The following is a 25,878-nucleotide window of genomic DNA, read 5'->3' as shown; positions in this document are numbered from 1 at the left end:
TTCTTTTCCTGTAAAATAGTAAAAGATAAGGAGTGAAGGACTTTGTCTGAACAAAAGAAAACAGTGAAGAAGAAACCGGCCGCGGCGCCGGCAAAGAAACATAAAACGAAGAAGAATGATAAATCCACAATGATTTTGATTGTGGGCTTGGTACTGATCGCGATTCCATGCGCGATTCTGGGATGGATTTTGATCAGCGCGTCCATGGATACGGGGAAGCCGATCAACGGCGATCGGTTCAAGGGCGATCTGGATCCGGCGATCACCAAGGATCAGCTGTCGGAAATCGAAAGTCGGATCAAGGGTGAAAACCAGGTGGAGAAGGTCACGGTGGAACTGACGACGGCGACGCTGCGGGTGTATGTTGATACCGTGGATTCGATCAGCGACGAGGAAGCGAGTGCTTTGTCGGAAACGGCGTACAATGATGTGACGGCGGTGCTGAATGAAGGAACTTACTTTACGGCGTCGAATGGCAAGAAGATGTATGACCTGGAAGTGCATGTCTACAACAATGTTGATAAATCGGGGTCCGAGGATTATGTGTATGTGATCCGCGCGAAAAACTCCAGTATGGAACAGGCTGCGACGCAGATCGTATCAAAACCGCTGGATGCCGATCTGGCCCAGCAGCTGCGCGAGGAACTGGCGGAAAAGCGGAATCCTCAGGTGGCGAAGGATGACGATGACGAGGTCGTTGGCGGCGAGGATACGGAAGCGCAGGACGACACGAAGGAATAAAGGGCGGAAGCCCTTTTTCGTTTTTGGATCGGATTTAGGGCTTGAGGTTTGGTTGTTTCATCGTTGCGATGAGCTGAAATTATGATTCAGAAAGGGGAACGGAGAATGGCGTTAAAGAAGAATGATGTGTTTACAGGAGTAGCTGTCGACTATACGTTTGATGGACTGGGGGTAGTTCGTCATGAAGGATTGTGTTTCTTCGTGAAGGATTTATTGAAGGGGGAAAGTGCGGAGATCGGTGTGACGGCCATGAAGAAGAACGTGGGTTATGGCCGGGTGATCCGGCGTTTATCAGAGAGTCCGCAGCGTGTCGAGCCGCGCTGCCCCGTTGCGCGTCAGTGCGGAGGCTGTCAGCTGCAGATAATGGGGGCTGAGCTGCAGGCGGAGTTTAAGCGCCATCGGGTTGCGGATTGTTTCCAGCGGATCGGACATCTGGACGTGGAGGTTCAGCCGGTGTTGTCGATGGAATTTCCCTGGAACTATCGGAATAAGGTGCAGGTGCCGGTGGGGGTCAATCGGGATGGAAAAGTGATCTGCGGCTATTACCGGAGTCATTCGCATGATATTGTGGATTTTGACGAATGCTGCCTGCACAGCGAACTGGAGAATCAGATTTTGAGATCGCTGCGGTCCTGGATTGAGGAAGCGGGCGATCCGGCGCAGTTGCGGCATTTGTTGATCAAACATGCGTTTAAGACGGGGCAGGTCATGGTTGTGTTAATCGCGAAATCGGAGAACCTGAAAGGGAAAGACGAACTGATAGAGCGTTTGACTCCGGCGTATCCGCAGATTCGCAGCATCATCTTAAATGTGAACGAGCGTGAGGATAATGTGATTCTGGGGAATCGAGAAATCGTGTTGTGGGGATCGGCTTCGATTGAGGAAGAATTGTTGGGGCTGCGGTTCCAGATTTCGGCGAAGTCGTTTTATCAGATTAATCCAGTTCAGACGGAAGTGTTGTATACGAAGGCGATTGAGCTGGCTGGTTTAACCGGGGAAGAAACGGTGATCGACGTGTATTGCGGCACAGGCACGATTGGATTGAGCGCGGCCCGGAAGGCGAAGCGGGTGATCGGCATCGAGATTGTTCCTTCGGCGGTAGAGGATGCGAAGAAGAACGCGGTCCGCAACGGGATCGCCAACGCGGAGTTTATCTGCGGCGACGCGGGAGTGTGCACGGCGCAGTTGTTGGAGCGGGGGATTCAGCCGGATGTGGCGATCGTGGATCCGCCGCGCAAGGGACTGGACGGGACGACGATTGATTCGTTGGTTAAGATGAACCCAAAGCGGATTGTGTATGTTTCGTGCGATCCGGCGACCTTGGCACGGGATTGTGCGGCGTTGAATGAGCGGGGATATGGCGTGGAGGTTGTGCAGCCGGTGGATATGTTCCCGCAGACGACGCACGTGGAGACGGTATGTTTGCTGTCAAGAAAAGATAAATAAATGCCAGAAAGTGGCGTATTTCTGGGCTTTTTCGGAAGTTGGGATGTAAAGCCTAACCTCTGAAAAAGCTCGGTTTTCTTATATGGAAACATATCCACTAAACGAATTTGCCGAACAGCGGAAAATGAGTGGTAGGGTTTAGGCTGTGGATTAGATGTAAGAGGTTGTGGCAGTGATATGGATAACAAGGCTGACCGCAGTTTAAGCCACTCGATACTCGAAGGGGTAGCAGGCAGTGGAATAGATATTAAGAATTGGAGGCGTATCTATGTTTAATCCTGGACTAAAAATAGGACAAATTATTAAGAACGCAGATATTGTTGGAATATTCAAATGTGGAAATATGGGAGGTATGCGCCGGTCAAGAACAACAAATACACTTGTTATTGTATCGGATTATACAAAAGGTCTTTATCATGATAAGTGGATTGGCGGGGTTTTACATTATACGGGCATGGGCAAATCAGGCGACCAAGACATTCATTGGGCGCAGAATGCCACATTGGCTGAGTCTGATTATAATGGAGTTGATGTTCATCTGTTTGAAGTTATAGATGCTGGAGAATATATTTACTGCGGAAGAATAGAACTTGTGAGCAAGCCATACACAGATGTGCAGCCCGGTGAAGATGGTAATGATCGAAAAGTATGGATGTTCCCGATAAGGCCTGTACCAGATAATGCTGTAAAGAAGCCGCAAATGTTCGTGTTTAAGGATATGGATGACTACGAAAATCGTGGTAAGAATGTTGATGCTGCGTATACAAAAATGATGGCTGCTGCCAAGAAAAAAGGAACAAAGAAGCCTGTATTTGTTGCACCTATTGTTCCGAAACCAGAGCCAAAACCGCAGATGGAAATACCAATCGATATTGTCGGAAGACAGGTGAAACATAAAGCATTTGGCTTTGGCAAGATTACAGCGATTGAAGGAACAACGATAGTCGTTCAGTTTGATAAGGTTGGATTAAAAAAGATGGGGTATGAATTCTGCACGGAAAAGAAGTTGCTGGAGTTTATATAAGGAAGATATGAAGACGATTAGAGTTGTCGCTGCAGTGATTCGCAGCAAAGATAAGATTTTTGCCACAGCGAGAGGATACGGTGAATTTAAGGGCCAATGGGAGTTTCCTGGAGGAAAGATCGAACCTGGGGAAACACCACAAGAAGCCTTAGTAAGGGAAATTCAAGAGGAGCTTGATGTAAAAATCGAAGTTGGCGATTTGATAGACACTATTGAATATGATTACTCATCATTTCATTTAAGTATGGATTGCTTCTGGTGTAATGTTACCGAGGGTGAAATAAAACTCAAAGAAGCAGAGGACGCGCGCTGGCTTAGTAAAGATGAATTATACAGCGTTGACTGGTTGCCAGCCGATATGGAATTGATTGAGAAATTAGAATTATTCGATAAACACTTAAAATAGAGGAGATTAAATGGGTGAGACAAAAGCAAAGTATCATCATTTGATTCCAAGAACATACCTATCTGCATGGGAACACGGGAATGGTACTTTATATATACGTTTTCTTGAGAACAAGGAAAGTGTAGTTGAGCGAAATAAAGATAAAATAGCGGGAATAACAAACTATCATTCGATTGTAGCTGGGATGCCCATCGTAACCAAAGAAGATGCAGATAAAATTTTTGCGTGCCTCGAAGATTTAGAAGTTCATTATGGAGAGGTAGTTGTTTCTGATAATCTTGAATTGAATAAAATTTATTACGACTTTGATAATTGGACGATCCAGAGAAAGGACGGATCTGTTGTAAGTAAGAAAAAACTGAAAGCGGAAATAGAGAAAGTAAAAATACGAGATATAGAAGAATTATGGTCTTTAAAATATGAAGATGCGTGGGGTACAGTTCGTTCAGAACTTGAAAATTCAATATTTAATTCGGCGGACGGAATTATCTCCAATGCTAATAAAGAGTATTTAATGAAATTTTATACGGCGTTAGATTGGAGAAGTATTAAATCTAACATACAGTTTAACGATGCATGGGAGTGGCTTTGCAAGGAAGTTCTTCGCTTAGATGAAATAGACATTCCTGAAGAAGAACGAGAACTTCCTATGCTTGATAATGCTGCAGAAGAAATGAAACATAATTTGTTATTGAAATTTTATCGTCAATATTTAAATGATTCTGGAGTGATATATACACATGCTATGGCAAATTTATCCAATACATCCTTTCATTTTCTTGTTGCAGATGGACCTGAGACATTTAATACCAGTGACAATCCTGTTTTTGTATTTAGAAGGCTGGATGGAAAGCTGCAAGGAGTGCTACCTTTGTCGCCTAGAATTTTAATGGCGCAAGGTAGAAATTCAGAACATGATGAAAATTTTTATGTTACTCATATCACGGATGAAGCAGTAAAAAGATATAATATTGAAATTGAAAAAAATGCAGCGAATTTTGTTGTCCAGCTGAATAACTAAAAAATACCCTCCCGACCAGTGCATGGTCGAGAGGGTTTCGTGCGTCTATGGAGTTATGCATCAACATCGATGCTAACGCCGGATTTTAGTTCGACTGTGATGCGGTCATCCCAGATGGTTATCTGCTTGACCCAGCGTCGCACCAGTAACTCGTCGAACTCGGTGAGGTGGGCGGTCTGCTGGGAGATGTAATCCTGCAGGTCGTTGATTCGTTTTATTTGCTCATCCCTTGCAGCAGTATCGACTGTTGTCTGCTGGCGGAGCTCTCGGAGTCTGAAAATCTCATCAGCAATCTCGTCGTAGGCTTCTTTGCTCTGGGCTTTCTGGATGAGCTCTTGCTGCAAGGCCATCAGCTTCTCATCGATGTTTTCAACGGAAGTGGCCTGTGAAGCTCGGATAACCGAGGCTATATTAAGCTGCAGCTGTGCCTGATAGCTACTTTTGTCTCCAAGCATCTGGTTGATTGCTTTGACGACGGCATCCTGAAGGACCAGCTCATTGATGGTTCTAGCGTGGCATTCCAGTCCGGTTGATTCCAGTCTGCTGATGCAGCGCCAGACGATGGACTTGACACCTCGGTTATTCCAGTGGAGCCTGCGGAACATTTCACCACATTCGCCGCAGATGACAATTTGGGAGAAGCAGTGGTTGCAGCTGTAGCTACGTTTCTTGCCGTTGGCGCTGGTCTTGACTACTCGCCTGCGGACCAGTTCTTCCTGAACCTGCAGGTAGATTTCCTTCGGAATAATGGCTTCGTGGTTACCTTCCACATAGTACTGAGGCATGAGGCCGTTGTTCTTAACTCTGGTTTTATTCAAGAAGTCGGTGGTGTAAGTCTTCTGGAGAAGAGCATCACCGATGTATTTCTCATTTCGGAGAATCTTGTTGATGGTGCTGGTATGCCACTTAGCTTTGCCTGCTCCGGTGAGAATGCCGTCACGCTCCAGACCGGCTGCAATCTTATCCATGCTGAGACCTTCCAAGTATTCTCGATAAATGCGCTTTACAATTTCCGCTTGTTCCGGGTCGATGACAAGGTTGCCGTCCGCATCCTTTGTGTAACCGAGGAAGCGGTTATGATTGATTTGAACTTTTCCTTGCTGATAGCGGAACTGGATGCCCATCTTTACATTCTGGCTCAAGGATTGCGATTCCTGCTGGGCCAGCGATGCCATGATGGTGATTAGGATTTCTCCTTTGGCATCCATCGTGTTTATGGACTCCTTTTCGAATATGACCGGAATATTCATGTCCTTGAGTTCTCTGATATATTTCAGACAGTCCAGAGTGTTTCGGGCAAATCGGCTGATGGATTTGGTAATAATCATATCAATTTTACCGACCTTGCAGTCATCAATCATGCGGTTGAATTCTTCACGCTTTTTGGTGTTGGTGCCGGAGATGCCGTCATCGGCATAGATTCCGGTGAATTCCCAATCCGGGTTCTTCTGAATATATTCTGTATAGTGTTCTACCTGAGCTTCATAGCTGGTAGCCTGCTCATCGCTGTCTGTACTGACACGGCAGTACGCTGCGACTCGGAGCTTCGGTTTTTCTTCTTCCTTCTTGCGAGCGTTACTTCCAACTTGGCGTCTCGCAGGAATTAGCATTACATTTCCCATTATTGACTCTCACTTTCTATGAGGCTGTACAGGTATTCCGCTTGTCTGACGGGGTTATCATGTAAGGCAACAACGTCTTTCATATAAAAGTGGGTAGGTATCTGTATTTCCCTCATTTGTGTTTTCTTATTATTCCGTCCGAGCTTAGTGGCCCGGCGTATACGCTCTTCTTGCGCTTTCTGGTAAGTATCCTTATCAATGATAGCTGGGTAGAAGTCATCACCAAGATAATGGGCTGTTTCCATCAATCGCTTAGCGGTTCCATGATAGGTTGGAATTCCGGCTTCTGCAGCTGCCTTCGATAAGGACATACCACTCAAATAATTCTTATAGAGCTGTCGGAGCTTAGTGGCAGCAGGTTTATCAATGACGGCAGTGCCGTTTTCAATCCGATAGCCAAAGGGTGTGTGCCCCATTTAATCACCAATCCTTTCTGTGAATGTCAGTCCACATTTCATAACAAATCGAATTTCATGTCGGCTTGCTACTTCGATGTGGTCTGCGTAGCTTTCAAAAAACTCCTCATTGTAGGCCGTAAGCATATCGGTATGAGACAAAAAGTGGAGCAATAGGTTTGTTTCCGTAACCTTTGCCGAGTCACCGGTCATGCAGATGGTGATAGCTTCAATATCAGAGCGGTAAGTCTCTGCCTGCAGGAGGAGGGCATTTGTTTCTCGATTGTATAAAATCTGGTCAATATAGCCTTGTGCCATCAGCTTTGTCAGGGTTTCTCGCTGCTCGCTATTCTGGGCCAGAAGAAGCTCCAAGTGTTGAATGCGTTGGATAGCTTCGTCGCCAGAGGAATTTTCAAGGGCTTTCAGATAAGGAGCAAGTATCAGGCGATGTCCGTAGACTAGCTTGTTCAGCATCGTTACGAAAGCGGCCTTTATCTCATCATCTCGGATGTACTTCATGCTACAGGCGCTTGTGTTCTTCAAATGTGTATTGCAGGTCCAAGCTACATATTTATAGGTAGTGCAAGGATGAATCCTGCGCTTAAAGGTGTCTCCACATTCTCCGCAGATGATTTTTCCTGAGAATGCGTAGCGCTGCTGATATTTACCATTGCCTTTTTCGATACCTTTCTCAGAAGCTCTTTGTGCGACCAGTGCATTGGCAGCGTCAAAATCTTCATGGCTGATAATCGCCTCATGGTGGTCTGGAGCCATGTACTGGTCAACCTCACCATAATTGATATGGCGGTTGAAGTTTTCATCCGTATAGGTTTTCTGAAAAATAACATCACCGGTATATTTCTCATTGGCAAGGATAGCTCGAATGGTAGTAGCGGTCCATTTGCTGTTTTTCTTGGACGCAATACCATCTGCATTCAATTCATCAGCAATAGCCTGAGTTCCTTTGCCGGAAAGGACATCCGCGAATATCCTTTTTACAATTTTAGCCTGCTCTGGATTGACGACTATGTTCTCGCCATTCCAATCGTAGCCGTAAGGTGTATAGCTGAGCTTGAAGGTTCCGTTCTGGAAGCGGCGTTTAATGGACCACTTGGCGTTTTCTGAAATGGAAGTGGATTCGCCTTCAGCCATGCTACTGAGAATGGCAAGGAAGAGCTCACTTTCCATTGAGCCGGTGTTTATATTTTCCTTCTCAAAGAAAAGCGGAATATCCAAGCTCTGCAGTTTTCTTACGAGTGCCAAGCAGTCAGTCGTGTTTCGAGAAAAGCGGCTGATAGATTTTGTAATAACAAAGTCGATTTTCTTTGCTCCACAATCTGATATCAAGCGAAGTAACTCCGGACGTTTTTCAGCCTTGGTTCCTGTGATACCTTCATCGAAGTAGAGACCGGCGAACTGCCAATCCTCACGGGAATTGATGTATCGCTCATAATGGGTTTTCTGTGCTTCCAGACTTTCCAGCTGGGCATCACTGCCTGTCGAAACACGGCAGTAGGCAGCAACTCTGAGTTTCTTTTTTATGGTGATGTTATTCTGTGCACCTTCGATTTTTGTTACCTTCTTCACGGTAGTTCACCTCCCTTCGTTAGTGTCACATATTAGCTCTGAAAGCCTTATATATCAACGGATTTCGGGCATAATCTCCACCCAAAATGGAGAGAATGTCTCACGATTTTTCAGCGATAATTTGTTGAACTCTGACAAGGAAATAAGTCCAAGCTCCAACATGTTTTCAGCCACTTTCTGCGCCTGAAAGAAGTTATAATCCTGCTCAATATCGGCCTGCTGGATGGGCTTAGGAGCAGCAGAAACCGGAATTGATGTTGTGATATTCTCTTGCATAATTGCCTCCAATCTGAGGAAGTTCCTCACTACTAAATGGAGGCGAGATAGCGGTTTGGCCGAAAAAAGATAAAAATATCTGCCTCCACTATCCACTGGAGAAGAGAGGTCTGTTTTGACGAAAAAAATATAAAAAAAGAGGGCCTGTAGGAGATAATTCCCACAGGCCCTGTGAAAAGGTGTGTCTTATAACTTCTTTGCAAAGTCCAGAGAAATCCATCCAGCTCCGGATTTGAGCTTGCCCCAAAGAGTAGCGCCTGCTCCCCTGGACTCCTGAACAATGGTAAAGATGCCCTTGCCAGTGAACTGACCGGTTCTGTCGTAGTTGGTACCCGGACCCTTACGGATATTCAGATTGGCGATGCTGACCTGAACCTTATAGGAAGTATCCTTGGAAGGAGTGGGTGCCGGTGTGGATGCTGCCGGGTAGACAACATTTCCAGAGGCATCAAAAACCTTGTAGCCAGAATTCTCGTCTACCTTTTTCTTGGCATTGTCCAGTACCTTATAAGCGCCAATCTGACTCTTGGCATCAGACCAAGACTTGCGTACACGGTACATCTGAGTGGTAGGAGCAGTGCTGCCGCTACCAGAAGTAGTTCCAGAAAGCTCTGCGGTAACCTTCGCCGCCAAATCACCAAGCCTTGCATAGAGCCAGTTGCCTGGGCAGCTTTTATTTGCAAACCACCGATGCACCGTCAGCACCATTTCATCAGACTTTGGCGCGTAATTCAGTGTCTTGGTCTTGTCCCCAAGCCACAGGAGCTTTTTCTTACCGTTTCTCTTGCAGATGTCGGTGCAGAGCTTGACAAGAGAATCGTAGACGGCACTGTTCATCGCGTACGGCTCTGACATATCACTGGCACACTCGATGGTGACGGCACGCTGGTCGTTGGCATCGGACGAAGAACACCAGCTGCGGTTCTTCTCTTCCACGCAGAGAGAAATGCGACCGTCTTTGCCGATGCCATAGTTACAGGAGGCCTGACAAGAAGGACTGGTAAAGCATCCACAGATGCTCTCGCAAGAAAGCTGACCTACTACGCAGTGAGGTGTGATGCGGTCGATGGAATGGGTTCTCTGTCCAGAATGATTCGGACTGAGCTTGGTATAGGATACCAGGGAGCTGTTTGTATAAGCCAATTTATTTTTCCTCACTTTCTGCTCTGTCATGGAGCTGTTCTAATACGATTTTGATTTTCTCCGGCACAGGCAGTCCAAGATGAGCTGCGTTCTCCAGAAGGCTCACACCCTCATTGGATATGTAGAAGAAAATCACTGCGGTTCTTAGCACACTGCCTGTTCCGATCACCTGCACATCCAGCACATTGGCAATGCCCACAAGCAGGAAAATCAGCACCTTGCGGCCGATGCCCTTGAAGCCCACCTCGCTGGAGAGCGTATGGTCAGAGATGGCACACATCACTCCCGTGATATAGTCCACCACCACAAAGGCAAGCAGTGCATAGAGCAGACCGTCACAGCCGCCTAAGAAGTAGCCCAGCCATCCGCCGATGCCCGCAAATACAAATTGAATCGTGTTCCAGAATTCTTTCATAATGAGTTCCTCACTTTCTTTAAAAATGTGTATAAAAAAAGCGACTACCCCTTAAGTGGAGTAATCGCTGATTTCTGATTTTACTGTTCCTGAATGATGTAAGTAACCTTCATGGTTTTATCCACGGTCTTGGTTACCGGCTCACTCAGATTGTTGATGGTTGCCAGGTAGTTTGTCAGCATCATAAATCCGGCTGTTGTGTAATTACCGCAGCTGAGATAATACATCATCGGCTCATTCAGCAGCGGTGTATAAGTGTAATTTCGGCTGCTGTTGTAAATGTATCCGTTTTCAGGATTGAGCAATTCATTGGTGGCTTCGTTTGCAATGTGCAACTGATAATTACTGTTGTAATTTTCATAGTAAACTCGTCCATTCATTGCAAAACGAGGATAGCCGTTTACAGGAACATTGCTGTTTTGCTTCATCTTCACAATATTGGCAGGATTGCTAATTTCGATTTTGAATATCTCATACGGACTGTTATAGGACTTCAAATAGATAAATCCGTTATGACAATGGGCAAAATACATACCACTTGTACCAATACGCACATTGGTAGTATTTGTAATGGTATATTCCGTCACCGCCCAATTGCTGAAGGCAATCTTCGTAACATTGAAGGTTGTTCCAGCATCACGATAACTGCTGGCAGAGGAGCAGATGTATAAGCAATTATCAGCATGGTCGAAGTTATAGGTAAGATTGGAAGTATTCAAATTCACTTCATCAATCTGAATTGCATCTACATATTCCTTTTTATTGTACGGACTGGTCAGCACCGATACGCTCTTTAGATAGGCTCTTCGTTTCATAATGGTAATTGCGGTAGCACTCTCGATACGGAAGTAGTACGCCATATCCGTTGCACGGTCAATAAGAAATAAAAGTTCCGTTTTTCCTACGGTAAAACCACTGTACTTATCGCCCGTTATTGCTCCGGTGTAGTCTGTATACACATACTGCAAAGAACCATCGTCAAAACGAATGCCAAGCGGATAGGATGATGCTATCACTGCATCTGCACCACCGTAAGAGGTGTATCCACCGTTTGCATGGGTAAGACAGACGCTTGCAATCGTACCATTAGCCTGGGAAGTGGTGAAATCATATACAAATTTCATATAGCGGTCGGTAAGATTCAGTTCGCTTTCCGTCTGGTTATAGCCACCACGCTTGGTACCTTTGGTATTGTTTTGATTTCCGTATACTGCACAGCCGATTAGATTTGCTTCTGCTGGAGGAAAGAGATTGTTTGGGTTTTCCTCAATTTCACGGTCAAAAAGTAAAATCCCACCCAGCAGTTTCTGATAATACGGAGCAAATTCTCTCAGCATCAAACTTGGGTCTTTTGCAAGACCGAGCGGTTTGAAGATTTCTGTCAGTGCATTGGTGACCATATTATGCTCCAGAACCTTTTCGATTTTGCCTGTATTCACATCGGTCATTTCAATTGTCATTGTGCCTTTCAGCATATTCTGTCCCTCCTTAGTTTTCGTAGGTTATTTTGAAGCGTGACAAGGTGGCATTGTCATGCAGAATAAAGTGCAGATACAGACGTTTGCTTTCCGGCAGACTTTCCCACAGAACGACTCTATCCGTGTTCAAAAAATCGAGCAGCGGCATTTCCTCACAGTAACTCTGCCCGTCATCAAAGGAATAACTGACTCCGACATCCCCGGAATATTCTGCTGTAAGCAGCTTGATGCCAAGAATGGTAATGTGGCTCATATCCGCAACCGTATCCAGTATCTGTGGGTACGGATATGCCTTGAGGACGGCCTTTATTGGTGTGGTCTCTGTTCCTGACTGCCAGAAGTAAACCTGCGGATTGGCAAGGGGTGTCAGAAGTTCCACTGTTGGTTTTTCTTCAAATCCATACATCATAAAGGCAAGAGCATTCAGCACCGTTACCTCCAACGGCACAAGCACTCCTTCAGATACGGAATAGAAAGTATCCTCCAGACGAAGAAGATACAGCTGAGTTCCACCGCCTGCCTGGCTGTACATTTCATAGCGGATATCCCACTGATATCCGCTATCGTCTAAATGATAAAAACTGACCATTGCACCGTCCGGAGAGCCAACATTGAGGTTCAGGCTTGTGGTATCACCGTTGCAGACCAGACTGCTTTCTCCATTGTTTCCACTGGTAGGTGTCTGAATCACATTGAGGAACATATCGTTGTTTGAGATTAGGAAGAGTTCAAAAATCAAGCGGTTGCTCTCTACACGGTTGTTGTAAACGGTATAGCCTTCAAATCGGATTTTGAGAATTTGCAGACCGCTGTCGCATTCAATCAGCTGCCTAAATATTGCCGTGGAGCAACCGTCCCTTCGGCAGACTTTTAGCTGTTCACTGTTCGTACCGAACCCAAACCAATGGTTACTGGAAATATAGATGGTACTTGCTGCAATGCCATTAAACATAAAGCCTTCCAGTCCCGTTGTACTGTAGGTGCCATCATCGTTGTATCCGTTTGAAATATAATCCATTCCATCCGTTGTATTCAGATATGGCTCAAGCACAGCTTTCAAAGTGCCAATCTCAGCAATGATGCGAATTTCCGTTAGACCTACATATTGGCTCTTCGCACCTGCAGTAAGGTTTAACACGATACGGTCGCAGGCAATCGGCAGTTCAGGCTCCAGAATACATATGTTTTTTGAAGTTTCCGGGAACTCCCCGGATAGGAGAAGTTTAGTCATTTCCTCATCGGTATAGACCTCCACATTTTTCGTGACGTTAGAACCGGAGGATGGTTTGTTGACCAGTTCTATCCGATAGATTCTAAGCGGCTTTTCAAATACCCACATATACTGAGCGTTGGTAACATAATCCTCGCCCTCCCAATGGGTATCCACACTGCCGTCCAACGCATAGAACGGTGGATGCTTGACCTCTTTGGATTCATTGGAGGAGGTGGCAGAGACTTCGCCCCATGTGGTATTGCTTTCAAAAATCGGTTGCTGCCATTTCTGCCAGATATATTTGTTTTCATCTACTAACAAAGTTCCACCTCCATATTCTCTACTCGTTCAAATGGTGTAGTATCCACCGTCAAATGCTGCAATTTTCCACTGTTGATTTCTTCTTCTGCTGATACCACTGCATAATCACTAATCAGAGTGAATGCGTTGTTTTCATTAATACCAACCACCACAACATCATAATGCGGCGGATGTGCAGCATCCATCGTAAAGGTTTTAATCACCTCAGTTGCTGTAATACGCTCGTTTAACAGGTCATATCCAAAGGTAATCTCTGTTATGGAAATACGAGGTACTGCCTGTGTAAGACCGTGGCGGCTGTGACCTGGATAGGTAATAGCCACACTGTCACTGAATCCGTCATAAACAAAACCTTCCTGAGAAATCGCAACACGGTTGATATCTTCCGTAATCGCAATGCGGCCATCCCAGTCACCAATACCTGCCACAAGACCCTGACCACTGATGGTTGCACGGATTTGTGCTTCACCGATATTGACGGTGCCGCCTTCCATCGAAAGATACACATCAAAGGTATTCTCGCTGTTTTCAATAATGGCGGACATCGGATAAAAAAGAGTCAGTATCTGCTTTCCGTGAAGATAGGTCTGTGTCGGAATAAATGTTGCTACCGTCTCTCCATTGACTTTGTAGGTAACGGTCAGAATGGGGTGCCCTTTGTCCGTAAATACAAAGGACAGCGGCTTTTTAACAGTTGTATTTGTTTCAGTGCCACCTTCCGTCACTGTATCTTCCTCATAGGTGGCCGTGCCTTCGATAGTTCTTTCTACTTCATCAGCTGTCACATCCAGTAAAAATTCTCCGAGGAACATTGCCGATGTGCTTTCTTTTGCTGTAAAAGTAATGGACAGCACTTCCGTAGCGGAATTGCCGATGGTAAATGGCGATACATTCATAAAACTGTATACCACCGTTTTATTGTTTTCCACCTGGTTCAGAAGCCCTGAGATGTTCTTATCATTTTTACTCTTGGCAGTGGACAACTTCGGATTCTTTCCTACGCATTTCAGACTGTGCTTGCCGTTGATATTGTAGGTAATACTGGTAATGCAGGACACTTTATCTGCATCTGCATGACCGCCTGTGAACTGCACAACATCCATAGGGTCAAGAGCAGGATTTCCGATGGTGCTGCTGTCAAAAGGTACATATTCAACTTTTGATAATGCGTAGAGGATATTCATGAGAATACGCTCACGGGTTGCCACCAAACCAAACTGCAGCAACGGATTGACGCCCAGATTCATAGTCAGTGCATCATCCGGGTCAAGTGCATAATATTCGGATATTTCCTTCAACTGATTTGTGGATGAGATGGCCGTGTAGCGTGTCACAAAATCCGAATATGAACTGGTGAATCGTTCCCTTTGCGGTATGGTGACCACGGCAGTATTTGACCACGGCGTAAGCTGTAGTTTTCCTTCGCGATTGATCAGGCAGACACATCCCAGTACCTGCGCTACATAGAAAAGAAGGTCACGCCAGGTCTCCATATCATTTTCTGCATAGATACCGAGTGTTTCCTTGGCATTTGGCAGAGCTTCAATCTCTGCTTTGGTCTGTGCCATTTCCACCTTGCAGGCCGTACACGCTGCAAGCAGAAAATTGTATGCCATACCACTTGTTGCATTGAGCTGGAGGTTTTTGTTAAAGCGGAGCATATAGTCATAGGCTTTCAGTTCCAGTGTTTTAATATGGCGGTTTGCTTCGGATACTTCAAAGACACCCATTGGAATGGTCTCCTCGGTGCCGTCAGCAAGGGTCAAATGAAAATATAGCCTGACCTCTGCATCGTCCAGAGTGTAGCGGTCGATGTCAGAGAAAAGGCTGATACCCATCTCAGCAGCATAGACCGTACCCAGTTCAATTTCTGTGGAACTGCAGCACTGGCGGGTAATGTACCCGGAACCTTTGACGATGTCCTTATTTTCAAATGGGTAGCTGACACCATTTACCGTGGTAATCGTACCCGACCAGTGATATTTTCTCGAATTGCTTTCAATTGCCTGTAAAAAGGCATCAGATACCGGATACATGGTTCACCTCCCATCAAAATTCTTTCAGCGTAAAAGAAACCGTCCAGAGTCCTTTGTAGGATGTATCCTTTTCAAGCTTTGCCTTAAATCCACTGATATACATTTCTGTTTCTTTTTGGGATAAATTCTCTGTGTCAAAATAGAGGACTGTTATCTTCGGCAGCTTGGAATATGCTGTCAGCTGCTTCAGCCATTTCGGAGATACAGAGAAAGAGACGGATATCTTCACGACACCCGTCCTTACGACATCCCTCTGGGTAGTTCCGGCTTCTGTTTCTCCGCTGGAATCCGCTTCAACATCGGAAAGGTCGATATCGTAGGAATCCGGCAGAGGAAGGTCAGTGCCGTTGAAAGTCAAATATTGCATAAACGCCATCGTTACCGACCTCCGCTTCTAAGATTTGCCCTCTGCTGGGCATTGATAATGACCTCATCCAGCATCGTGCCGCCAAGATAAACTGGAATTACGATGTCTCCGGTCTGACCAGTTACACCAGCGAGGCCCTCACGAATTGCCGCCGTAATGCCGGAGAGCGTGTCTGCCGTACCTGCGGACATTGTAGCGGTTGCTGTTTCCATTCTGCCGATCTGAGGGTTGATGACCATATCAGCCGCAACACCATCCATTGCCTTGGCTACCAGACCTTTGCTCTGTTCGATGCCTTTGGCAAGGCCCTGCATAAAGTCCGGCATCCAGCTCTCGTAGTCGGTCAACGGTCCCTCATCCGGAACCGAGAAGTGTAGGACTGAACGAATCTTGTTTGCCACACCATTTACCGCATCGGCAACTGCACCAACAGCCGACTTGATACCATTCACGATACCCATGATAAGGTCGCGTCCCCAGCTGAATGCCTGAGAAGCAAGCCCCTTTACATAGCCGACTGCTCGCTCGAAGCCAGAATGGATCACGTTATAAATCTGACCAATGATACTGCCGACAGCCGACTTCACGCTATTCCAGATGGAAGAAACTGTGTTTTTAATGGTATTCATCACACCAGAGATATAGCCGCTGATGCTGTTCCATATACTCGTCACAACACCCTTGATGTCATTCAGCACGGACGTTACAACCGATTTGATAGCATTCCAGACCGTCGTAAAGATGGACTGAATCGTGGTCAACACCGTAGTTACCACAGTCTGAATGGCCGTCCAGATTGTCTGGAAAAAGCTCTGCAATGCAGTGAGAAGCGGCGTCAGGAAGGCAACGATGGCATTCCAGATCTCCTGAATTTTTGTGCTGATTGCATCCATCGCCATGCCGATCAAGATTTGAATAGCCTGAAAGATGGTTTCAAACAGATACCGGAAGGCTTCGAGCAGCGGGCCGAAAACCGACACAAATCCGTTCCAGATATTCGTGATTGTATCGACGATACCCTGCACAATGCCACCGACGGTCGTGCTGATTGCAGTCCAGATGGAAGAAGCAGTTGTAGCAATGCTCGTCCAGATACCGGAAAGAAACGTTGCAATGCCAGAGACGATGCTTCCAATCGTATCGGAGATTGCCTGCCATGCTGTCCCTGCAAGTGTTTTGATGTTCTCCCACAGGCTAGAGAGGAAGGTTCCGATTTCTGTCCAGTGCTCTTTGATCACAATGACAAGGTTTGCCACTGCAAAGACAATCGCAGCCACCACACCTGCGACCAGTGCCGGAGCACCAAGAATGACCGCTCCAACCGCAGCAAGGGCGATGCCAACGCCCATCAGGATATCCTTTACTACGGAGAATCCGTTCTGGAACATATCAATGAAGTTTTTTACAGCGGTGATAGCACCACCGATTACAAGGCCAATGCCGGAGAACACCTTCAGCAGGGCACTGATTCCGGAGGTCGCTGCACCGATGCCCTTGATGGCTCCCGTGACCGTATTCACGGCACCTGCAATCTTCGGTGCCATCGTCATGATAGAGCCGATTGCACTCATGATCTTTCCAACAAAGATAAGGACCGGCCCAAGAGCAGCCACGAGAAGTGCCACCACGAGGATGATCTGCTTTACTGGCTCTGGCAGTTTATTGAGAAAGTCCACCAAGCCCTGCAGAGCCGATACTAGAGAGCGGATCGCAGGCATCATGAGATCTGCAAAGGAAATGGCGAGCTCCTGAAGTTGAGATTTCAGAATCGTAAGCTGACCACTTAAGTTGTCCTGCATGGTTTCTGCCATCTTCTCAGATGTGCCATCACAGTTCTTGATTGCGCCTTCGAGCTTTGAAATATCTCCAGGTGCGGAGTTCATAAGAGCAAGGAAGCCGGACATGGCATTTTTACCGACGAGTGCCTCTGCATTCGATGCTTTCTCAGAATCGGAAAGCTGCCCGAAGGCGGACCGGCAGTCTGCAAGGATTGCCGTGAGACTTCGCATTGATCCATCGGCATTGGTGGTTGCAATCGTCACATCCCCGATGGACTTGCCGGAGAGCTTCACCTCGCCAGTAAGGTTGTTCATGATGGTACGAAGAGAGGTACCGGCCTGTGAAGATTTGATACCAGCATTCGCCATAAGGCCGATGGCCTCTGCGGTATCCTCTGCAGAAAATCCAAGCGCACCCGCAATTGGAGCACAGTACTTGAAGGTTTCACCCATCATGCTGACGTTCGTATTGGCATTGGAGCTTACCGCTGCAAGGATGTCAGCGAAATGCCCGGAGTCCTTGGCGGTGAGTCCAAATGCAGTCAGTGCATCTGTTACGATATCTGATGTGGTGGCAAGGTCCTCACCAGATGCCGCAGCAAGGTTCATGATGCCTTCGATACCATCCAGCATGTCGGAGGTTTTCCATCCGGCCATGGCCATATAGTTCATGGCATCCGCAGCTTCGGATGCTGAGAACTTGGTTTTCGCACCCATCTCACGAGCCTTTGCGCGGAGCTTATCGAAGTCCTCTCCGGTTGCACCGGACACAGCGGCTACCTGGCTCATAGAAGAATCGAAATCAGAGGCTGTTTTTACAGCAGCAACGCCAAGAGCTGTAACTGCAGCAGAGGCAGGAAGGAGCTTTTCACCGGCGGAGGAAACCTTATCGCCTGCAGACTTCAGGCTTTCACCAGCAGTAGCAATCTTCTGCACAGCAGTGGCAGACTGATTTGCCTGTGTCTCCAGCTTTTTGAGATCTTCTTCCGTTTCGATGATCTCCCTCTGAAGAGCATCGTACTGTTCTTTGGAAATGTCACCATTCGCAAGCGCCTGATTTGCCTGCTCTGCAGCGATTTTCAATGTTGCGAGCTTTTCCTTTGTTTCACTGACGGCACTGGAGAGGAGCTTCTGCTTCTGGGCAAGCAGCTCAGTATTGCCGGGATCCAGTTTCAGTAGCTTCTCAACATCCTTTAGCTGACTCTGCGTATTCTTGATTTCTGAATTGACACCCTTTAGGGCTGTCTGTAGTTTGGTGGTATCGCCACCGATCTCGACCGTAATACCCTTGATTCTACTTCCCGCCATAGGCTCCTCCTTTCCTGAATTTGGGCATAAGAAAAGCACCTACCATTTCTGATAGATGCTTTCTGAATTGCTATTCTGTTTTTTAAATCTATTTTTTGAATAGTTCTGAGTGCGTACCAAGCCTGTAAAGCATGAGTACTAAAACGTTGTTCTGAATCTCATAAATGAGTAACCAGTCTGGTTCAATGTGACACTCACGCGTGCCCTTATAGTTGCCTGTAAGATCATGATCCCTGTATTTTGCATCCAGCGTACCGCCATTCGCCAGAATATCGATTACCTCAAACAGCTTATCAAGATTTTTATTTTACTTTTTGGCAAGCTTCAAATCCTTTTTAAACTGATTGGTAAACTGAATGTCGTATTTCATACGTCGAGAGCTGCCTTAAGCGCATCCATACTGGAATAACGCGGAGCAGAAGGATCCTTCATCATTTTTCTGCCTTCCTCAATGGCAGCGGCTGTAGTATCATTTGGTACTTCCAGTTTTAATTCAAAAGGAATACCATGCTTACGGATAGCGGTTCTCAGGAACATATTCACAGCAGTTGTCATATTCAGACCAAGCTCATTGAAGATTTCCTCCGCCTGGTCCTTGATTGCCTTGTCTGTACGAATATTTAAATTAGTTGTTGCCATACAGAACACCTCCATTCAAGTATAGTATACTCAAATATGCGTCTAGCGTCAACACATTGTCATTATATAAGATGCATAAATTCTGCTAAAATGCATCGAAATCCTTCTGCGTAGCGATCTGCGAATAGCCTTTGTAATCATCATTGCTGCTTTCTGCGTACATGTCGTTCACCATCCCGATTGTGAGTAAGTCAAGATCCCGGATGGAGATGCCGAGTTGTACGCAGCGAAGCAGAAACAATGGTGTGGTCATCGGGCGGTCAGTTGCGTGAAGTTTTTTTTAGACTCCACATCCGTCTGGACATTCAGGCCCCACAGCTCGATAATCTTTGGAAGCACCTGGTAGATGGAGAAGGTGCTGAACTCATCCAGCCATTCCTCCGGGCTGTCCTGGATGGTGGGATCTGCATGCTTTGCCATGATGTAGGCGATGTTTTCAAACATCTCAAGGGAGAACATATCGAGATGGGAAGAACCCTCATCCCCGTTTCCGACAGCCTTTCCCAGCGCATCGAGATCCTTGTAGATATCTCGGTGGAACTTGATGCGATAAATACGCGGAATGGCGGCAGATGCCTTGAAGGGTACCTGCTTTCCGTCAATCTCAATCTTCTGAATCATACTCATAATCCAATCACTCCTTTACTGCCTTCGCAGGCTTCGATGCAGATTGCGTTGCCGCATCGCCCTCTGCCGCAGGCACATAGACTGCCTTGTACCAATCAGCATAGGTGGCAGCATCCGTGGTATTTCCGGTCTTTGCTTTCACCATACCATTAGCAAGCGGCACCGCCTTCAGGGACAGCTTCTCCGTCTGTACTTCCTTGGAATCCTCATTCGTCTTTCCTTCGATGCCGGGACGGGAAGCGGAGCAGTTATACAAAACATGACGGATGTGCTTCTGGTCGCCATCAAACTCGAACAGGAGCGCAAATGCTGCAAGCTCCACCTCGGAGTTTTCAATCAACACTCCCTTGGAATCCAATGTTTCCTTCAGTACGTCCGTGCGGAAGGATTCCGGAATCAATGCAAGCTCCAGATCTCCGTCATAGCCACAGTTATTATTGATCACGTAATACACACCACCATCCGCGTAAAAGTTCTCCGGCTCACCATTTGCATCCAGTGAGATCGATACGGAGCCTGGCATCGGGAGCGGGGTTCCGAAGGTGGGTGTGCCATCCTCACCAATGGTAAGGAGCGCATAGTGCGTATTCTTCAGGTTGAATTTCACCTTATTTGCTTTTTCAGCCATCGTTAATTTACCTCCATTTCAAATGAATACAGGACTTCGTAAAGCTTCTCCGATTCGATCCAAGTCTCGGATTTTTCATAAAAAATGCCATGCTGATCGAGCACGGCTTCTATACGCTGTTCTGCCGACAAGTCCTTACAGTCGGTATACAGTTCGATGTGAATTTCGTTGATCCTATAGTAGACCTGTCCATCTGCCGCGAAGTTATCACTGTTTGGCGTAAGATAACAAATAAACGGCGGATCCGGGCTTTCTCCCTCTACAAAGTGGTCATAGGCAAAGGGAAGTCCTATTTTATTCATGATTTCGATTAACTTCTCCATGTGTTATCCTTTCAGGGCCTTTTCAATTTCACGCTCCAGTGTATCAATCGCCTTTTCTTCCGCTGGTGCGATATGAGGCCTCGCGGCGACACGGCCACCACCTCGCTTCGCATGACCAAATTCCAGAAGGTGGGCCAGTTGATAGCGGTTTTTAGAATGCACCACAAGCTCCAGAGAATTGGAGGTTTCCTTTTGCGTTTTCACAGCCCAGCTCTTTGCGTATTTCCCGGTGTCCTTGGGAGCAGTTGCAGCAATCTCATCCTTGACGGTTTTACCAGCCTTGCGGACCGATGCTTTTAGGTCATCCGTTGCAAGGCTGGCATATTCCTCAAGCCCCTCCATAATCGCATCCGCCATCTGGCCAATGCTTACCCGATCGGTTGCCATCGTTAGCGCCTCACTTTCTGACAGGAGAGTTTGATGCATTTTTTTTGTAGCTCATGTGGTCGATGGCTGTGATGTCATAAAGCGTATCGTTAAACTCCACACGATAATGCGTGGAATCTAAGGCGGCAGCCTTCTTGCACCACCGGATAGTAAAATCGGCCTTCGTATTGTCTACAATCATTCCGGCATCCGTATTTTCCTTGCCTGCTTCAGCACTTACCGTTGCATAGCAGCTGTAGTAGGGTACCCAGCTTGCTTTATGGTTTCCGATGTCATCCACAGTTACTTCATTCATGGTAATGAAGATGCGGACATTTAGAAGTTCAATGTTCATCAGAAGACCTCCTTTCTGGCACCGAATAGCAGAGAGCGCAGTGTAAGCGTCAGTGCGTGATGATCTGCCTCCTCTCGGTGCTCGTACAGGTATGCAGCAGTATAAAAAATGGCAGCCTTGGCATTTTCACAAGCAGAAAGCTCGTTAAGATTCTTTGTGCGAAGGATATCCATGCAGATCCTTGTTGCAGCAGTGATTAGAGTTTCGATGAGAGCATCGTCATCATCAAAATCCACTCTCAGATAGTTCTTCATTTCTTCCAGTGTAATGAGCATTTCTCATCGCCTCCATTCTTTAGGATATGGTAAGGGTAGCGCCATTCATCACAAATGACGCCACCTTTCATTCAGACTACCTTAGGCCTTGGCAGCTTTTGCACTACCGGTGATGGTAAGAATCTGTACTGCCTCCGGAAGAATGAGCTTACCATCTACACGTTCCTTGGCCACATAGCCGATCATGCCATTTCCAGCAAAGAGCTCTGTGAGCTGCTTGAAGGAACGAGTACCACGATCTCCGATGTTGTAGTAGCTGTAATCACCGAAGGCAATCTTACCAGCAGGGCAGAACGGAGAAGTGTAGACATCATAGCCCAGGAGCTTATCTGGCTCCCCAGCCACAAGAGAAGGCTGCCACATATAGGCACCATTGTTGTCCTTGCGCTGGCGGATAGAAGCGATGGTCTGATCGTTCATGATAAACTTTGCGTTCTTACGGTAAGGACGCTTCAGTGCATACACAAGCTTAATCACATCATCGGCGGTAAGAGAAGCCGTGGAGATAGCTGTCGTTCCACCACCGGTTGCAGCAAAAAGTCCCAGAGGCTGACCAACACCGGAACCATTCAGGAAGGCATCCTCCTCAGCATTAGCAAGAGCCTTACCGAACATGTCAATGATGTAGCTTTCCAGGTTAAAGGCATTGTCGTAAAGAAGCTCCTCGGTTACCTTGATGGCAACATGAAGCTTGTGGGCATCAAGCAAAATCTGGTCGAAGGTTGCCTCACCGAAGCTGAGTACGCCACCCTCCTCGAGCCAAGCGGCAGTAGGCTTTGTTGCTGCAATGTTGATCTTGTGCTCACCGGATGTAGTAATCTTGTGACCAAGCTTACGCATGATGTTCTCCTCAGTAAGGACATCCACCAGGCGATGGTCGTACTCATCCGGTACCAGATAACCACCATCTGCGTCCACACCTTCCTGCAGTACGTTCGAGATCTGCTTGAAGTTAGAACGAAGGGCAGTGAGCATTCCGGCCTTATAGGCATCAGATGCGCGGCCTGTTTTCATATCCGGCTGAGTCACAATGGAAGGCTTAGAAGTAAGTGGAGTATTTACCGGCTTGGAAAGCTCGGCATCCAGTGCCTCCTGGCGCTCCAGACGAGCGATTTCCTTGCCAAGGTCTGCGATATCCTGTTCCATCCTGGTATAGGTTGCATCGTCCTCGGCAGTGAGGGTACCCTTCTCGGTACGATGAGAATCCAGAAATGCCTTAGCAGCATTCCATGCGTTGTTACGCTTTTCGCGAAGTTCATTAATCGTCATAGTAGTATTACCTCCATTAAATGTGTTGTTTGATAAGATTTAGGCGCTCCATAAGACTGTCTACAGAGCGCTCCGAAATAGTAGGTTCAGCAGGCTTAGCCGGGATATGACATTTGGTTGCCAGCTTCTCGATGAGTGAATTGGTGACAGCTGCGCGAGAGAAGGAAGCAGAGGCGGCAGGAAGAAAAACAGCTTCATCCTGTGTATCGCGCTTCATAACTTCATCTGCAAAGCCAAGCTCAATGGCCATATTGGCATTCATCCAGGTTTCGGCATCCATCAGATGAGAAATCTTTGCTCGACTCAGACCGGTCTTAATCTCATAGGCATTGATGATGGATTCCTTGACTTCCGCCAGCATGGCGATGGCCTTTTGCATCTCGGCTGAATCACCGAAGGCCATCGTGGCCGGATTATGGATCATCAGCATGGATACAGGAGACACCATTACCTTGGTACCGGCCATCGCAATGACCGATGCAGCAGAGGCGGCAATGCCATCAATCTTGACGGTAACGTTGCCTTTATAATCCATCAGCATGTTGTAGATCTGGGCAGCTGCAACACAGTCACCACCTGGTGAATTGATCCAGACAGTAATATTGCCAGAGCCACTTAAGAGCTCCTCCTTAAAAAGGGCCGGTGTGATATCGTCATCAAACCAGCTTTCCTCGGCGATGGTTCCGTTCAGGAACAGTGTTCTTGTTGTCACTGTTTTCTGCGTCTCCTGATTCGTCTGTGTCTGATTTTTCCAGTTCCAGAATTTCTTCATTGGAATCGTTCTCCTTTCCAGCAGCAGAAGAGGCTGCAAATATTCCTGCATCTTCGAGCTTGGTCATGTTGCTGTTGATGAGATATAAGTCACCACCAAGCTCCGCTGGGATGCGGTCCAGGTTTTCAAGCTCACGGATATCATTTGCAGACATCCAGCCATTTTGACGAGCTGTAGCGTAGCCATTCATGCGACTTTGATAATCGCCGCGAAGCAGGCCATCTACATTGAACTTGACAAAATAAGCAGCCTTCTCGGAATCGGATAGAAGGGCACGGTTTAGCGCCTGTTCCCATCGAACAATCCAGGGCTCCAGGGTGTACTTCACATATTCCAGCGATTGCTGCTCAATATTAGAAAAGCTCGACTTCTCCAGGTCTCCTACCATATGAGGAGGAACTCTGAAAATTCGAGCGATTTCATCAATTTGAAATTTACGTGTTTCAAGAAACTGCGCTTCATTCGGACTGATAGAGATTGGCGTGTAGTGCATGCCTTCCTCTAAAATTGCAATCTTATGAGAATTGCTGCCGGAGAAGCCCTTGTTCCAGCTTTCGCGGATGGCATCTGGATTCTTGACGGTGCCGGGAAATTCCAGCAGACCTCCGGGAGTGGCTCCATTTGCGAAAAACTTAGCGCCGTATTCCTCTGTAGCGATGGAAAGGCCAATGGCATTCTTAGCCATGGCAATCGGCGAGTAACCAACCAGTCCATCAAAGCCGAGGCCAGGCACATGAAGTACATCGGATGGCCTGAGCGTCACAGTTCCAGCTTTCATGGTTTGGGCATCCGACTCCTGCATCTGATATTGATAGTAGAGGTGTCCGTGCTCATCACGATCCACGGTCATGCGGTTAGGCATCAGCGGATAGAGCCCGATGACCTGACCTTTACCGTTGCGAATAATCTGCGCATAGGCATTGCCATACAGTAGCAGGTGTGTCATCAGCGTTTCTCGAAAGACAAAGGAAGTCATTTCTGGATTGGGCTCATCATGCAGGAGTTTATACAGTGGATGAGAGAGGGCTTTTTCCTTGCTGCCGGATTCCTTATATTGATAAAGATGTACCGGTAAGCATGCGATGGATTCCGATAGAATTCTTACGCAGGCATACACAGCAGTCATCTGCATGGCAGATCGTTCGTTGACGGCCTTGCCGGAGGTGGTGCCACCAAAGAAAAAGCGATAGGCACTGCCATTGGTGCTGTTGGTGGGCTTGTCTCTTGAGTGAAACAGTCCTGATAAAAATCCCATAAATATTCCTTTCTGCCGCAAAGGGCGTATAAAATTCAAAGTTTCGTCATAAAATAATCTATGCAAATGCTTGCAATCGCAAGCAAAAGCGAATATAATAAAGAAAAAGGAGGCGATACTATGGCAAATACATCCGCTGTTTATGCAAGAATAGATACCAATCTCAAGGATAATGCTGAGAGTATTCTTTCTCAGCTTGGCATTTCTCCATCCAGTGCAATTCAGATGCTTTATAGTCAAATTGTGCTGAAGAAGGGTATGCCGTTTGAACTGAAACTTCCTTCTTCTAAGCCATTAGCTGTTGGTGCAATGACCAGAGAACAGCTTGATGCAGAACTCCAGAAGGGTGTTGATTCCATCAAAGCAAGAAAGGTATATTCTGCGGATGAAGTCGATGCGGCACTTGCAAAGGAGTTTGGCATATGACAGATAGCTATAAAGTCGGCTATTCTGTAGATGCACTTGATGACTTACGTGAAATCTATTCGTACATTGCGAATGAACTCCTTGTTCCGGAGACTGCTTCTGCTCAGCTGAGCCGTATCCGAAAAGAGGTTCGTTCATTGGATTTCATGCCAGCTCGCTATGCGTTAGTTGACTGGGAGCCTTGGCATTCGATGAAAATGCATCAGCTTCCGGTAGACAACTTTATTGTGTATTATCTGGTTGATGACGAGAAAAGGACAGTTACAGTAGCACGAATATTCTACGGTGGTCGAGATATCGAAGGAATCATAAATTCAAATAAATAAACAGTAATGGAGCTTTTTGTGTAAAAACAAGAGCTCCATT

At 46.7% G+C, this 25,878-nt stretch carries 29 protein-coding genes and 1 pseudogene; 7 read left to right on the top strand and 23 right to left on the bottom strand.

The genetic code is table 11. The features are described 5' to 3' along the window. The first annotated feature begins 42 nt into the window (after positions 1-42). The 5 genes from I2D94_RS05405 to I2D94_RS05385 all read left to right on the top strand — a co-directional run bounded on the left by I2D94_RS05405 (position 43) and on the right by I2D94_RS05385 (position 4,638). Positions 43-741, top strand: coding sequence for a hypothetical protein (locus I2D94_RS05405; protein WP_195395894.1), 699 nt, complete (start codon positions 43-45; stop codon positions 739-741). A gap of 81 nt (positions 742-822) precedes the next feature. Continuing rightward, entirely contained in the window at positions 823-2,187 is a 1,365-nt protein-coding gene (gene rlmD / locus I2D94_RS05400) for a 23S rRNA (uracil(1939)-C(5))-methyltransferase RlmD (protein WP_195395893.1), read from the top strand. A 268-nt stretch (positions 2,188-2,455) separates the two neighbouring features. Continuing rightward, positions 2,456-3,211 carry an HNH endonuclease gene (locus I2D94_RS05395; RefSeq protein ID WP_195395892.1) on the top strand — a complete coding sequence of 252 codons (756 nt, stop codon included), beginning with the start codon at positions 2,456-2,458 and terminating at the stop codon, positions 3,209-3,211. Positions 3,212-3,218: 7 nt separating this feature from the next. After that, positions 3,219-3,617: an 8-oxo-dGTP diphosphatase MutT gene (gene mutT, locus I2D94_RS05390; protein ID WP_195395891.1), complete on the top strand. Its 399-nt coding sequence runs from the start codon at positions 3,219-3,221 to the stop codon at positions 3,615-3,617. 10 nt (positions 3,618-3,627) lie between these two features. After that, positions 3,628-4,638 (top strand): DUF4238 domain-containing protein, encoded by a 1,011-nt coding sequence (locus I2D94_RS05385; protein ID WP_195395890.1) that lies wholly within the window; start codon positions 3,628-3,630, stop codon positions 4,636-4,638. Between the two features lie 53 nt (positions 4,639-4,691). Here I2D94_RS05385 and I2D94_RS05380 read toward each other — a convergent pair whose 3' ends face one another. From I2D94_RS05380 to I2D94_RS05270, 23 genes and pseudogenes are all read right to left on the bottom strand, one after another. Beyond that, positions 4,692-6,260 carry a recombinase family protein gene (locus tag I2D94_RS05380; protein WP_195395889.1) on the bottom strand — a complete coding sequence of 523 codons (1,569 nt, stop codon included), beginning with the start codon at positions 6,258-6,260 and terminating at the stop codon, positions 4,692-4,694. Further along, positions 6,260-6,676, bottom strand: a complete 417-nt coding sequence (locus I2D94_RS05375) for an integrase (protein ID WP_195395888.1) — start codon at positions 6,674-6,676, stop codon at positions 6,260-6,262. Before I2D94_RS05375 ends, I2D94_RS05380 begins: the two co-directional genes overlap by 1 nt. Beyond that, positions 6,677-8,242, bottom strand: coding sequence for a recombinase family protein (locus I2D94_RS18655; RefSeq protein WP_195395887.1), 1,566 nt, complete (start codon positions 8,240-8,242; stop codon positions 6,677-6,679). 54 nt (positions 8,243-8,296) lie between these two features. Further along, the gene (locus I2D94_RS05365) at positions 8,297-8,518 is read right to left on the bottom strand and encodes an SHOCT domain-containing protein (RefSeq protein ID WP_195395886.1); all 222 of its coding nucleotides are present in this window, start codon (positions 8,516-8,518) and stop codon (positions 8,297-8,299) included. 186 nt (positions 8,519-8,704) lie between these two features. Further along, entirely contained in the window at positions 8,705-9,661 is a 957-nt protein-coding gene (locus I2D94_RS05360; RefSeq protein WP_195395885.1) for an N-acetylmuramoyl-L-alanine amidase, read from the bottom strand. A 1-nt stretch (position 9,662) separates the two neighbouring features. Then, positions 9,663-10,076 (bottom strand): holin family protein, encoded by a 414-nt coding sequence (locus I2D94_RS05355; protein ID WP_195395884.1) that lies wholly within the window; start codon positions 10,074-10,076, stop codon positions 9,663-9,665. An 80-nt stretch (positions 10,077-10,156) separates the two neighbouring features. Then, the gene (locus tag I2D94_RS05350) at positions 10,157-11,551 is read right to left on the bottom strand and encodes a hypothetical protein (RefSeq protein WP_195395883.1); all 1,395 of its coding nucleotides are present in this window, start codon (positions 11,549-11,551) and stop codon (positions 10,157-10,159) included. A 13-nt stretch (positions 11,552-11,564) separates the two neighbouring features. After that, positions 11,565-13,088: a discoidin domain-containing protein gene (locus tag I2D94_RS05345; protein ID WP_195395882.1), complete on the bottom strand. Its 1,524-nt coding sequence runs from the start codon at positions 13,086-13,088 to the stop codon at positions 11,565-11,567. Then, the gene (locus I2D94_RS05340) at positions 13,082-15,124 is read right to left on the bottom strand and encodes a hypothetical protein (RefSeq protein WP_195395881.1); all 2,043 of its coding nucleotides are present in this window, start codon (positions 15,122-15,124) and stop codon (positions 13,082-13,084) included. The genes I2D94_RS05345 and I2D94_RS05340 overlap by 7 nt, the downstream gene beginning before the upstream one ends. Before the next feature lie 13 nt (positions 15,125-15,137). Beyond that, positions 15,138-15,500, bottom strand: a complete 363-nt coding sequence (locus tag I2D94_RS05335) for a hypothetical protein (RefSeq protein ID WP_195395880.1) — start codon at positions 15,498-15,500, stop codon at positions 15,138-15,140. Between the two features lie 2 nt (positions 15,501-15,502). Next, positions 15,503-18,577 (bottom strand): phage tail tape measure protein, encoded by a 3,075-nt coding sequence (locus I2D94_RS05330; RefSeq protein ID WP_195395879.1) that lies wholly within the window; start codon positions 18,575-18,577, stop codon positions 15,503-15,505. An 88-nt stretch (positions 18,578-18,665) separates the two neighbouring features. Further along, positions 18,666-18,947: pseudogene (locus I2D94_RS18215) on the bottom strand (type II toxin-antitoxin system YafQ family toxin). Beyond that, the gene (locus I2D94_RS05320) at positions 18,944-19,216 is read right to left on the bottom strand and encodes a type II toxin-antitoxin system RelB/DinJ family antitoxin (RefSeq protein WP_195395878.1); all 273 of its coding nucleotides are present in this window, start codon (positions 19,214-19,216) and stop codon (positions 18,944-18,946) included. The pseudogene I2D94_RS18215 and the gene I2D94_RS05320 overlap by 4 nt, the downstream one beginning before the upstream one ends. 85 nt (positions 19,217-19,301) lie before the next feature. Further along, entirely contained in the window at positions 19,302-19,469 is a 168-nt protein-coding gene (locus tag I2D94_RS05315; protein WP_195395877.1) for a hypothetical protein, read from the bottom strand. Further along, positions 19,466-19,843, bottom strand: coding sequence for a hypothetical protein (locus I2D94_RS05310; protein ID WP_195395876.1), 378 nt, complete (start codon positions 19,841-19,843; stop codon positions 19,466-19,468). The genes I2D94_RS05315 and I2D94_RS05310 overlap by 4 nt, the downstream gene beginning before the upstream one ends. A 7-nt stretch (positions 19,844-19,850) precedes the next feature. After that, positions 19,851-20,471 carry a major tail protein gene (locus I2D94_RS05305; RefSeq protein ID WP_195395875.1) on the bottom strand — a complete coding sequence of 207 codons (621 nt, stop codon included), beginning with the start codon at positions 20,469-20,471 and terminating at the stop codon, positions 19,851-19,853. Between the two features lie 2 nt (positions 20,472-20,473). Further along, positions 20,474-20,794: a hypothetical protein gene (locus tag I2D94_RS05300; protein WP_195395874.1), complete on the bottom strand. Its 321-nt coding sequence runs from the start codon at positions 20,792-20,794 to the stop codon at positions 20,474-20,476. Between the two features lie 3 nt (positions 20,795-20,797). Continuing rightward, positions 20,798-21,181 carry an HK97 gp10 family phage protein gene (locus I2D94_RS05295; RefSeq protein ID WP_003508817.1) on the bottom strand — a complete coding sequence of 128 codons (384 nt, stop codon included), beginning with the start codon at positions 21,179-21,181 and terminating at the stop codon, positions 20,798-20,800. A gap of 10 nt (positions 21,182-21,191) precedes the next feature. After that, positions 21,192-21,515: a phage head closure protein gene (locus I2D94_RS05290; RefSeq protein WP_229056767.1), complete on the bottom strand. Its 324-nt coding sequence runs from the start codon at positions 21,513-21,515 to the stop codon at positions 21,192-21,194. Next, positions 21,515-21,790, bottom strand: a complete 276-nt coding sequence (locus tag I2D94_RS05285) for a head-tail connector protein (RefSeq protein WP_195395873.1) — start codon at positions 21,788-21,790, stop codon at positions 21,515-21,517. The genes I2D94_RS05290 and I2D94_RS05285 overlap by 1 nt, the downstream gene beginning before the upstream one ends. 81 nt (positions 21,791-21,871) lie before the next feature. After that, the gene (locus I2D94_RS05280; protein ID WP_195395872.1) at positions 21,872-23,059 is read right to left on the bottom strand and encodes a phage major capsid protein; all 1,188 of its coding nucleotides are present in this window, start codon (positions 23,057-23,059) and stop codon (positions 21,872-21,874) included. 16 nt (positions 23,060-23,075) lie between these two features. Next, on the bottom strand, positions 23,076-23,831 hold the full coding sequence (locus I2D94_RS05275) for a head maturation protease, ClpP-related (RefSeq protein ID WP_195395871.1): 756 nt from the start codon (positions 23,829-23,831) through the stop codon (positions 23,076-23,078). Then, a complete protein-coding gene (locus tag I2D94_RS05270; RefSeq protein WP_195395870.1) occupies positions 23,716-25,086 on the bottom strand; it encodes a phage portal protein in 1,371 nt (456 codons plus the stop codon). The genes I2D94_RS05275 and I2D94_RS05270 overlap by 116 nt, the downstream gene beginning before the upstream one ends. A 120-nt stretch (positions 25,087-25,206) precedes the next feature. Here I2D94_RS05270 and I2D94_RS05265 point away from each other — a divergent pair, with 120 nt between their 5' ends. Beyond that, complete coding sequence (locus I2D94_RS05265) at positions 25,207-25,512, top strand: type II toxin-antitoxin system RelB/DinJ family antitoxin (protein WP_195395869.1); 306 nt, start codon at positions 25,207-25,209, stop codon at positions 25,510-25,512. Continuing rightward, positions 25,509-25,838, top strand: a complete 330-nt coding sequence (locus I2D94_RS05260; protein WP_195395868.1) for a type II toxin-antitoxin system RelE/ParE family toxin — start codon at positions 25,509-25,511, stop codon at positions 25,836-25,838. Before I2D94_RS05265 ends, I2D94_RS05260 begins: the two co-directional genes overlap by 4 nt. Positions 25,839-25,878 lie beyond the last annotated feature (40 nt).

The sequence above is a fragment of the Holdemania sp. 1001302B_160321_E10 genome (genome assembly GCF_015552275.1).
Taxonomy (GTDB): domain Bacteria; phylum Bacillota_I; class Bacilli_A; order Erysipelotrichales; family Erysipelotrichaceae; genus Holdemania.
The sequence above is the reverse complement of the archived record's forward strand: the minus strand, read 5'-3'. Positions and strand labels throughout refer to the sequence as shown.

What these genes read in the sequence shown, in the direction of transcription:
- I2D94_RS05285 (WP_195395873.1), bottom strand. Translation starts at nt 21,790, where the DNA reads ATGCTCATTACACTGGAAGAAATGAAGAACTATCTGAGAGTGGATTTT.
- I2D94_RS05260 (WP_195395868.1), top strand. Translation starts at nt 25,509, where the DNA reads ATGACAGATAGCTATAAAGTCGGCTATTCTGTAGATGCACTTGATGAC.
- I2D94_RS05395 (WP_195395892.1), top strand. Translation starts at nt 2,456, where the DNA reads ATGTTTAATCCTGGACTAAAAATAGGACAAATTATTAAGAACGCAGAT.
- mutT (WP_195395891.1), top strand. Translation starts at nt 3,219, where the DNA reads ATGAAGACGATTAGAGTTGTCGCTGCAGTGATTCGCAGCAAAGATAAG.
- I2D94_RS05350 (WP_195395883.1), bottom strand. Translation starts at nt 11,551, where the DNA reads ATGCTGAAAGGCACAATGACAATTGAAATGACCGATGTGAATACAGGC.
- I2D94_RS05335 (WP_195395880.1), bottom strand. Translation starts at nt 15,500, where the DNA reads ATGGCGTTTATGCAATATTTGACTTTCAACGGCACTGACCTTCCTCTG.
- I2D94_RS05340 (WP_195395881.1), bottom strand. Translation starts at nt 15,124, where the DNA reads ATGTATCCGGTATCTGATGCCTTTTTACAGGCAATTGAAAGCAATTCG.
- I2D94_RS05385 (WP_195395890.1), top strand. Translation starts at nt 3,628, where the DNA reads ATGGGTGAGACAAAAGCAAAGTATCATCATTTGATTCCAAGAACATAC.
- I2D94_RS05295 (WP_003508817.1), bottom strand. Translation starts at nt 21,181, where the DNA reads ATGGCAACCGATCGGGTAAGCATTGGCCAGATGGCGGATGCGATTATG.
- I2D94_RS05310 (WP_195395876.1), bottom strand. Translation starts at nt 19,843, where the DNA reads ATGAGTATGATTCAGAAGATTGAGATTGACGGAAAGCAGGTACCCTTC.
- I2D94_RS05365 (WP_195395886.1), bottom strand. Translation starts at nt 8,518, where the DNA reads ATGCAAGAGAATATCACAACATCAATTCCGGTTTCTGCTGCTCCTAAG.
- I2D94_RS05320 (WP_195395878.1), bottom strand. Translation starts at nt 19,216, where the DNA reads ATGGCAACAACTAATTTAAATATTCGTACAGACAAGGCAATCAAGGAC.
- I2D94_RS05375 (WP_195395888.1), bottom strand. Translation starts at nt 6,676, where the DNA reads ATGGGGCACACACCCTTTGGCTATCGGATTGAAAACGGCACTGCCGTC.
- I2D94_RS05270 (WP_195395870.1), bottom strand. Translation starts at nt 25,086, where the DNA reads ATGGGATTTTTATCAGGACTGTTTCACTCAAGAGACAAGCCCACCAAC.
- I2D94_RS05315 (WP_195395877.1), bottom strand. Translation starts at nt 19,469, where the DNA reads ATGACCACACCATTGTTTCTGCTTCGCTGCGTACAACTCGGCATCTCC.
- I2D94_RS05380 (WP_195395889.1), bottom strand. Translation starts at nt 6,260, where the DNA reads ATGGGAAATGTAATGCTAATTCCTGCGAGACGCCAAGTTGGAAGTAAC.
- I2D94_RS05355 (WP_195395884.1), bottom strand. Translation starts at nt 10,076, where the DNA reads ATGAAAGAATTCTGGAACACGATTCAATTTGTATTTGCGGGCATCGGC.
- I2D94_RS05275 (WP_195395871.1), bottom strand. Translation starts at nt 23,831, where the DNA reads ATGAAGAAATTCTGGAACTGGAAAAATCAGACACAGACGAATCAGGAG.
- I2D94_RS05265 (WP_195395869.1), top strand. Translation starts at nt 25,207, where the DNA reads ATGGCAAATACATCCGCTGTTTATGCAAGAATAGATACCAATCTCAAG.
- rlmD (WP_195395893.1), top strand. Translation starts at nt 823, where the DNA reads ATGATTCAGAAAGGGGAACGGAGAATGGCGTTAAAGAAGAATGATGTG.
- I2D94_RS05290 (WP_229056767.1), bottom strand. Translation starts at nt 21,515, where the DNA reads ATGAACATTGAACTTCTAAATGTCCGCATCTTCATTACCATGAATGAA.
- I2D94_RS05280 (WP_195395872.1), bottom strand. Translation starts at nt 23,059, where the DNA reads ATGACGATTAATGAACTTCGCGAAAAGCGTAACAACGCATGGAATGCT.
- I2D94_RS05305 (WP_195395875.1), bottom strand. Translation starts at nt 20,471, where the DNA reads ATGGCTGAAAAAGCAAATAAGGTGAAATTCAACCTGAAGAATACGCAC.
- I2D94_RS05330 (WP_195395879.1), bottom strand. Translation starts at nt 18,577, where the DNA reads ATGGCGGGAAGTAGAATCAAGGGTATTACGGTCGAGATCGGTGGCGAT.
- I2D94_RS05300 (WP_195395874.1), bottom strand. Translation starts at nt 20,794, where the DNA reads ATGGAGAAGTTAATCGAAATCATGAATAAAATAGGACTTCCCTTTGCC.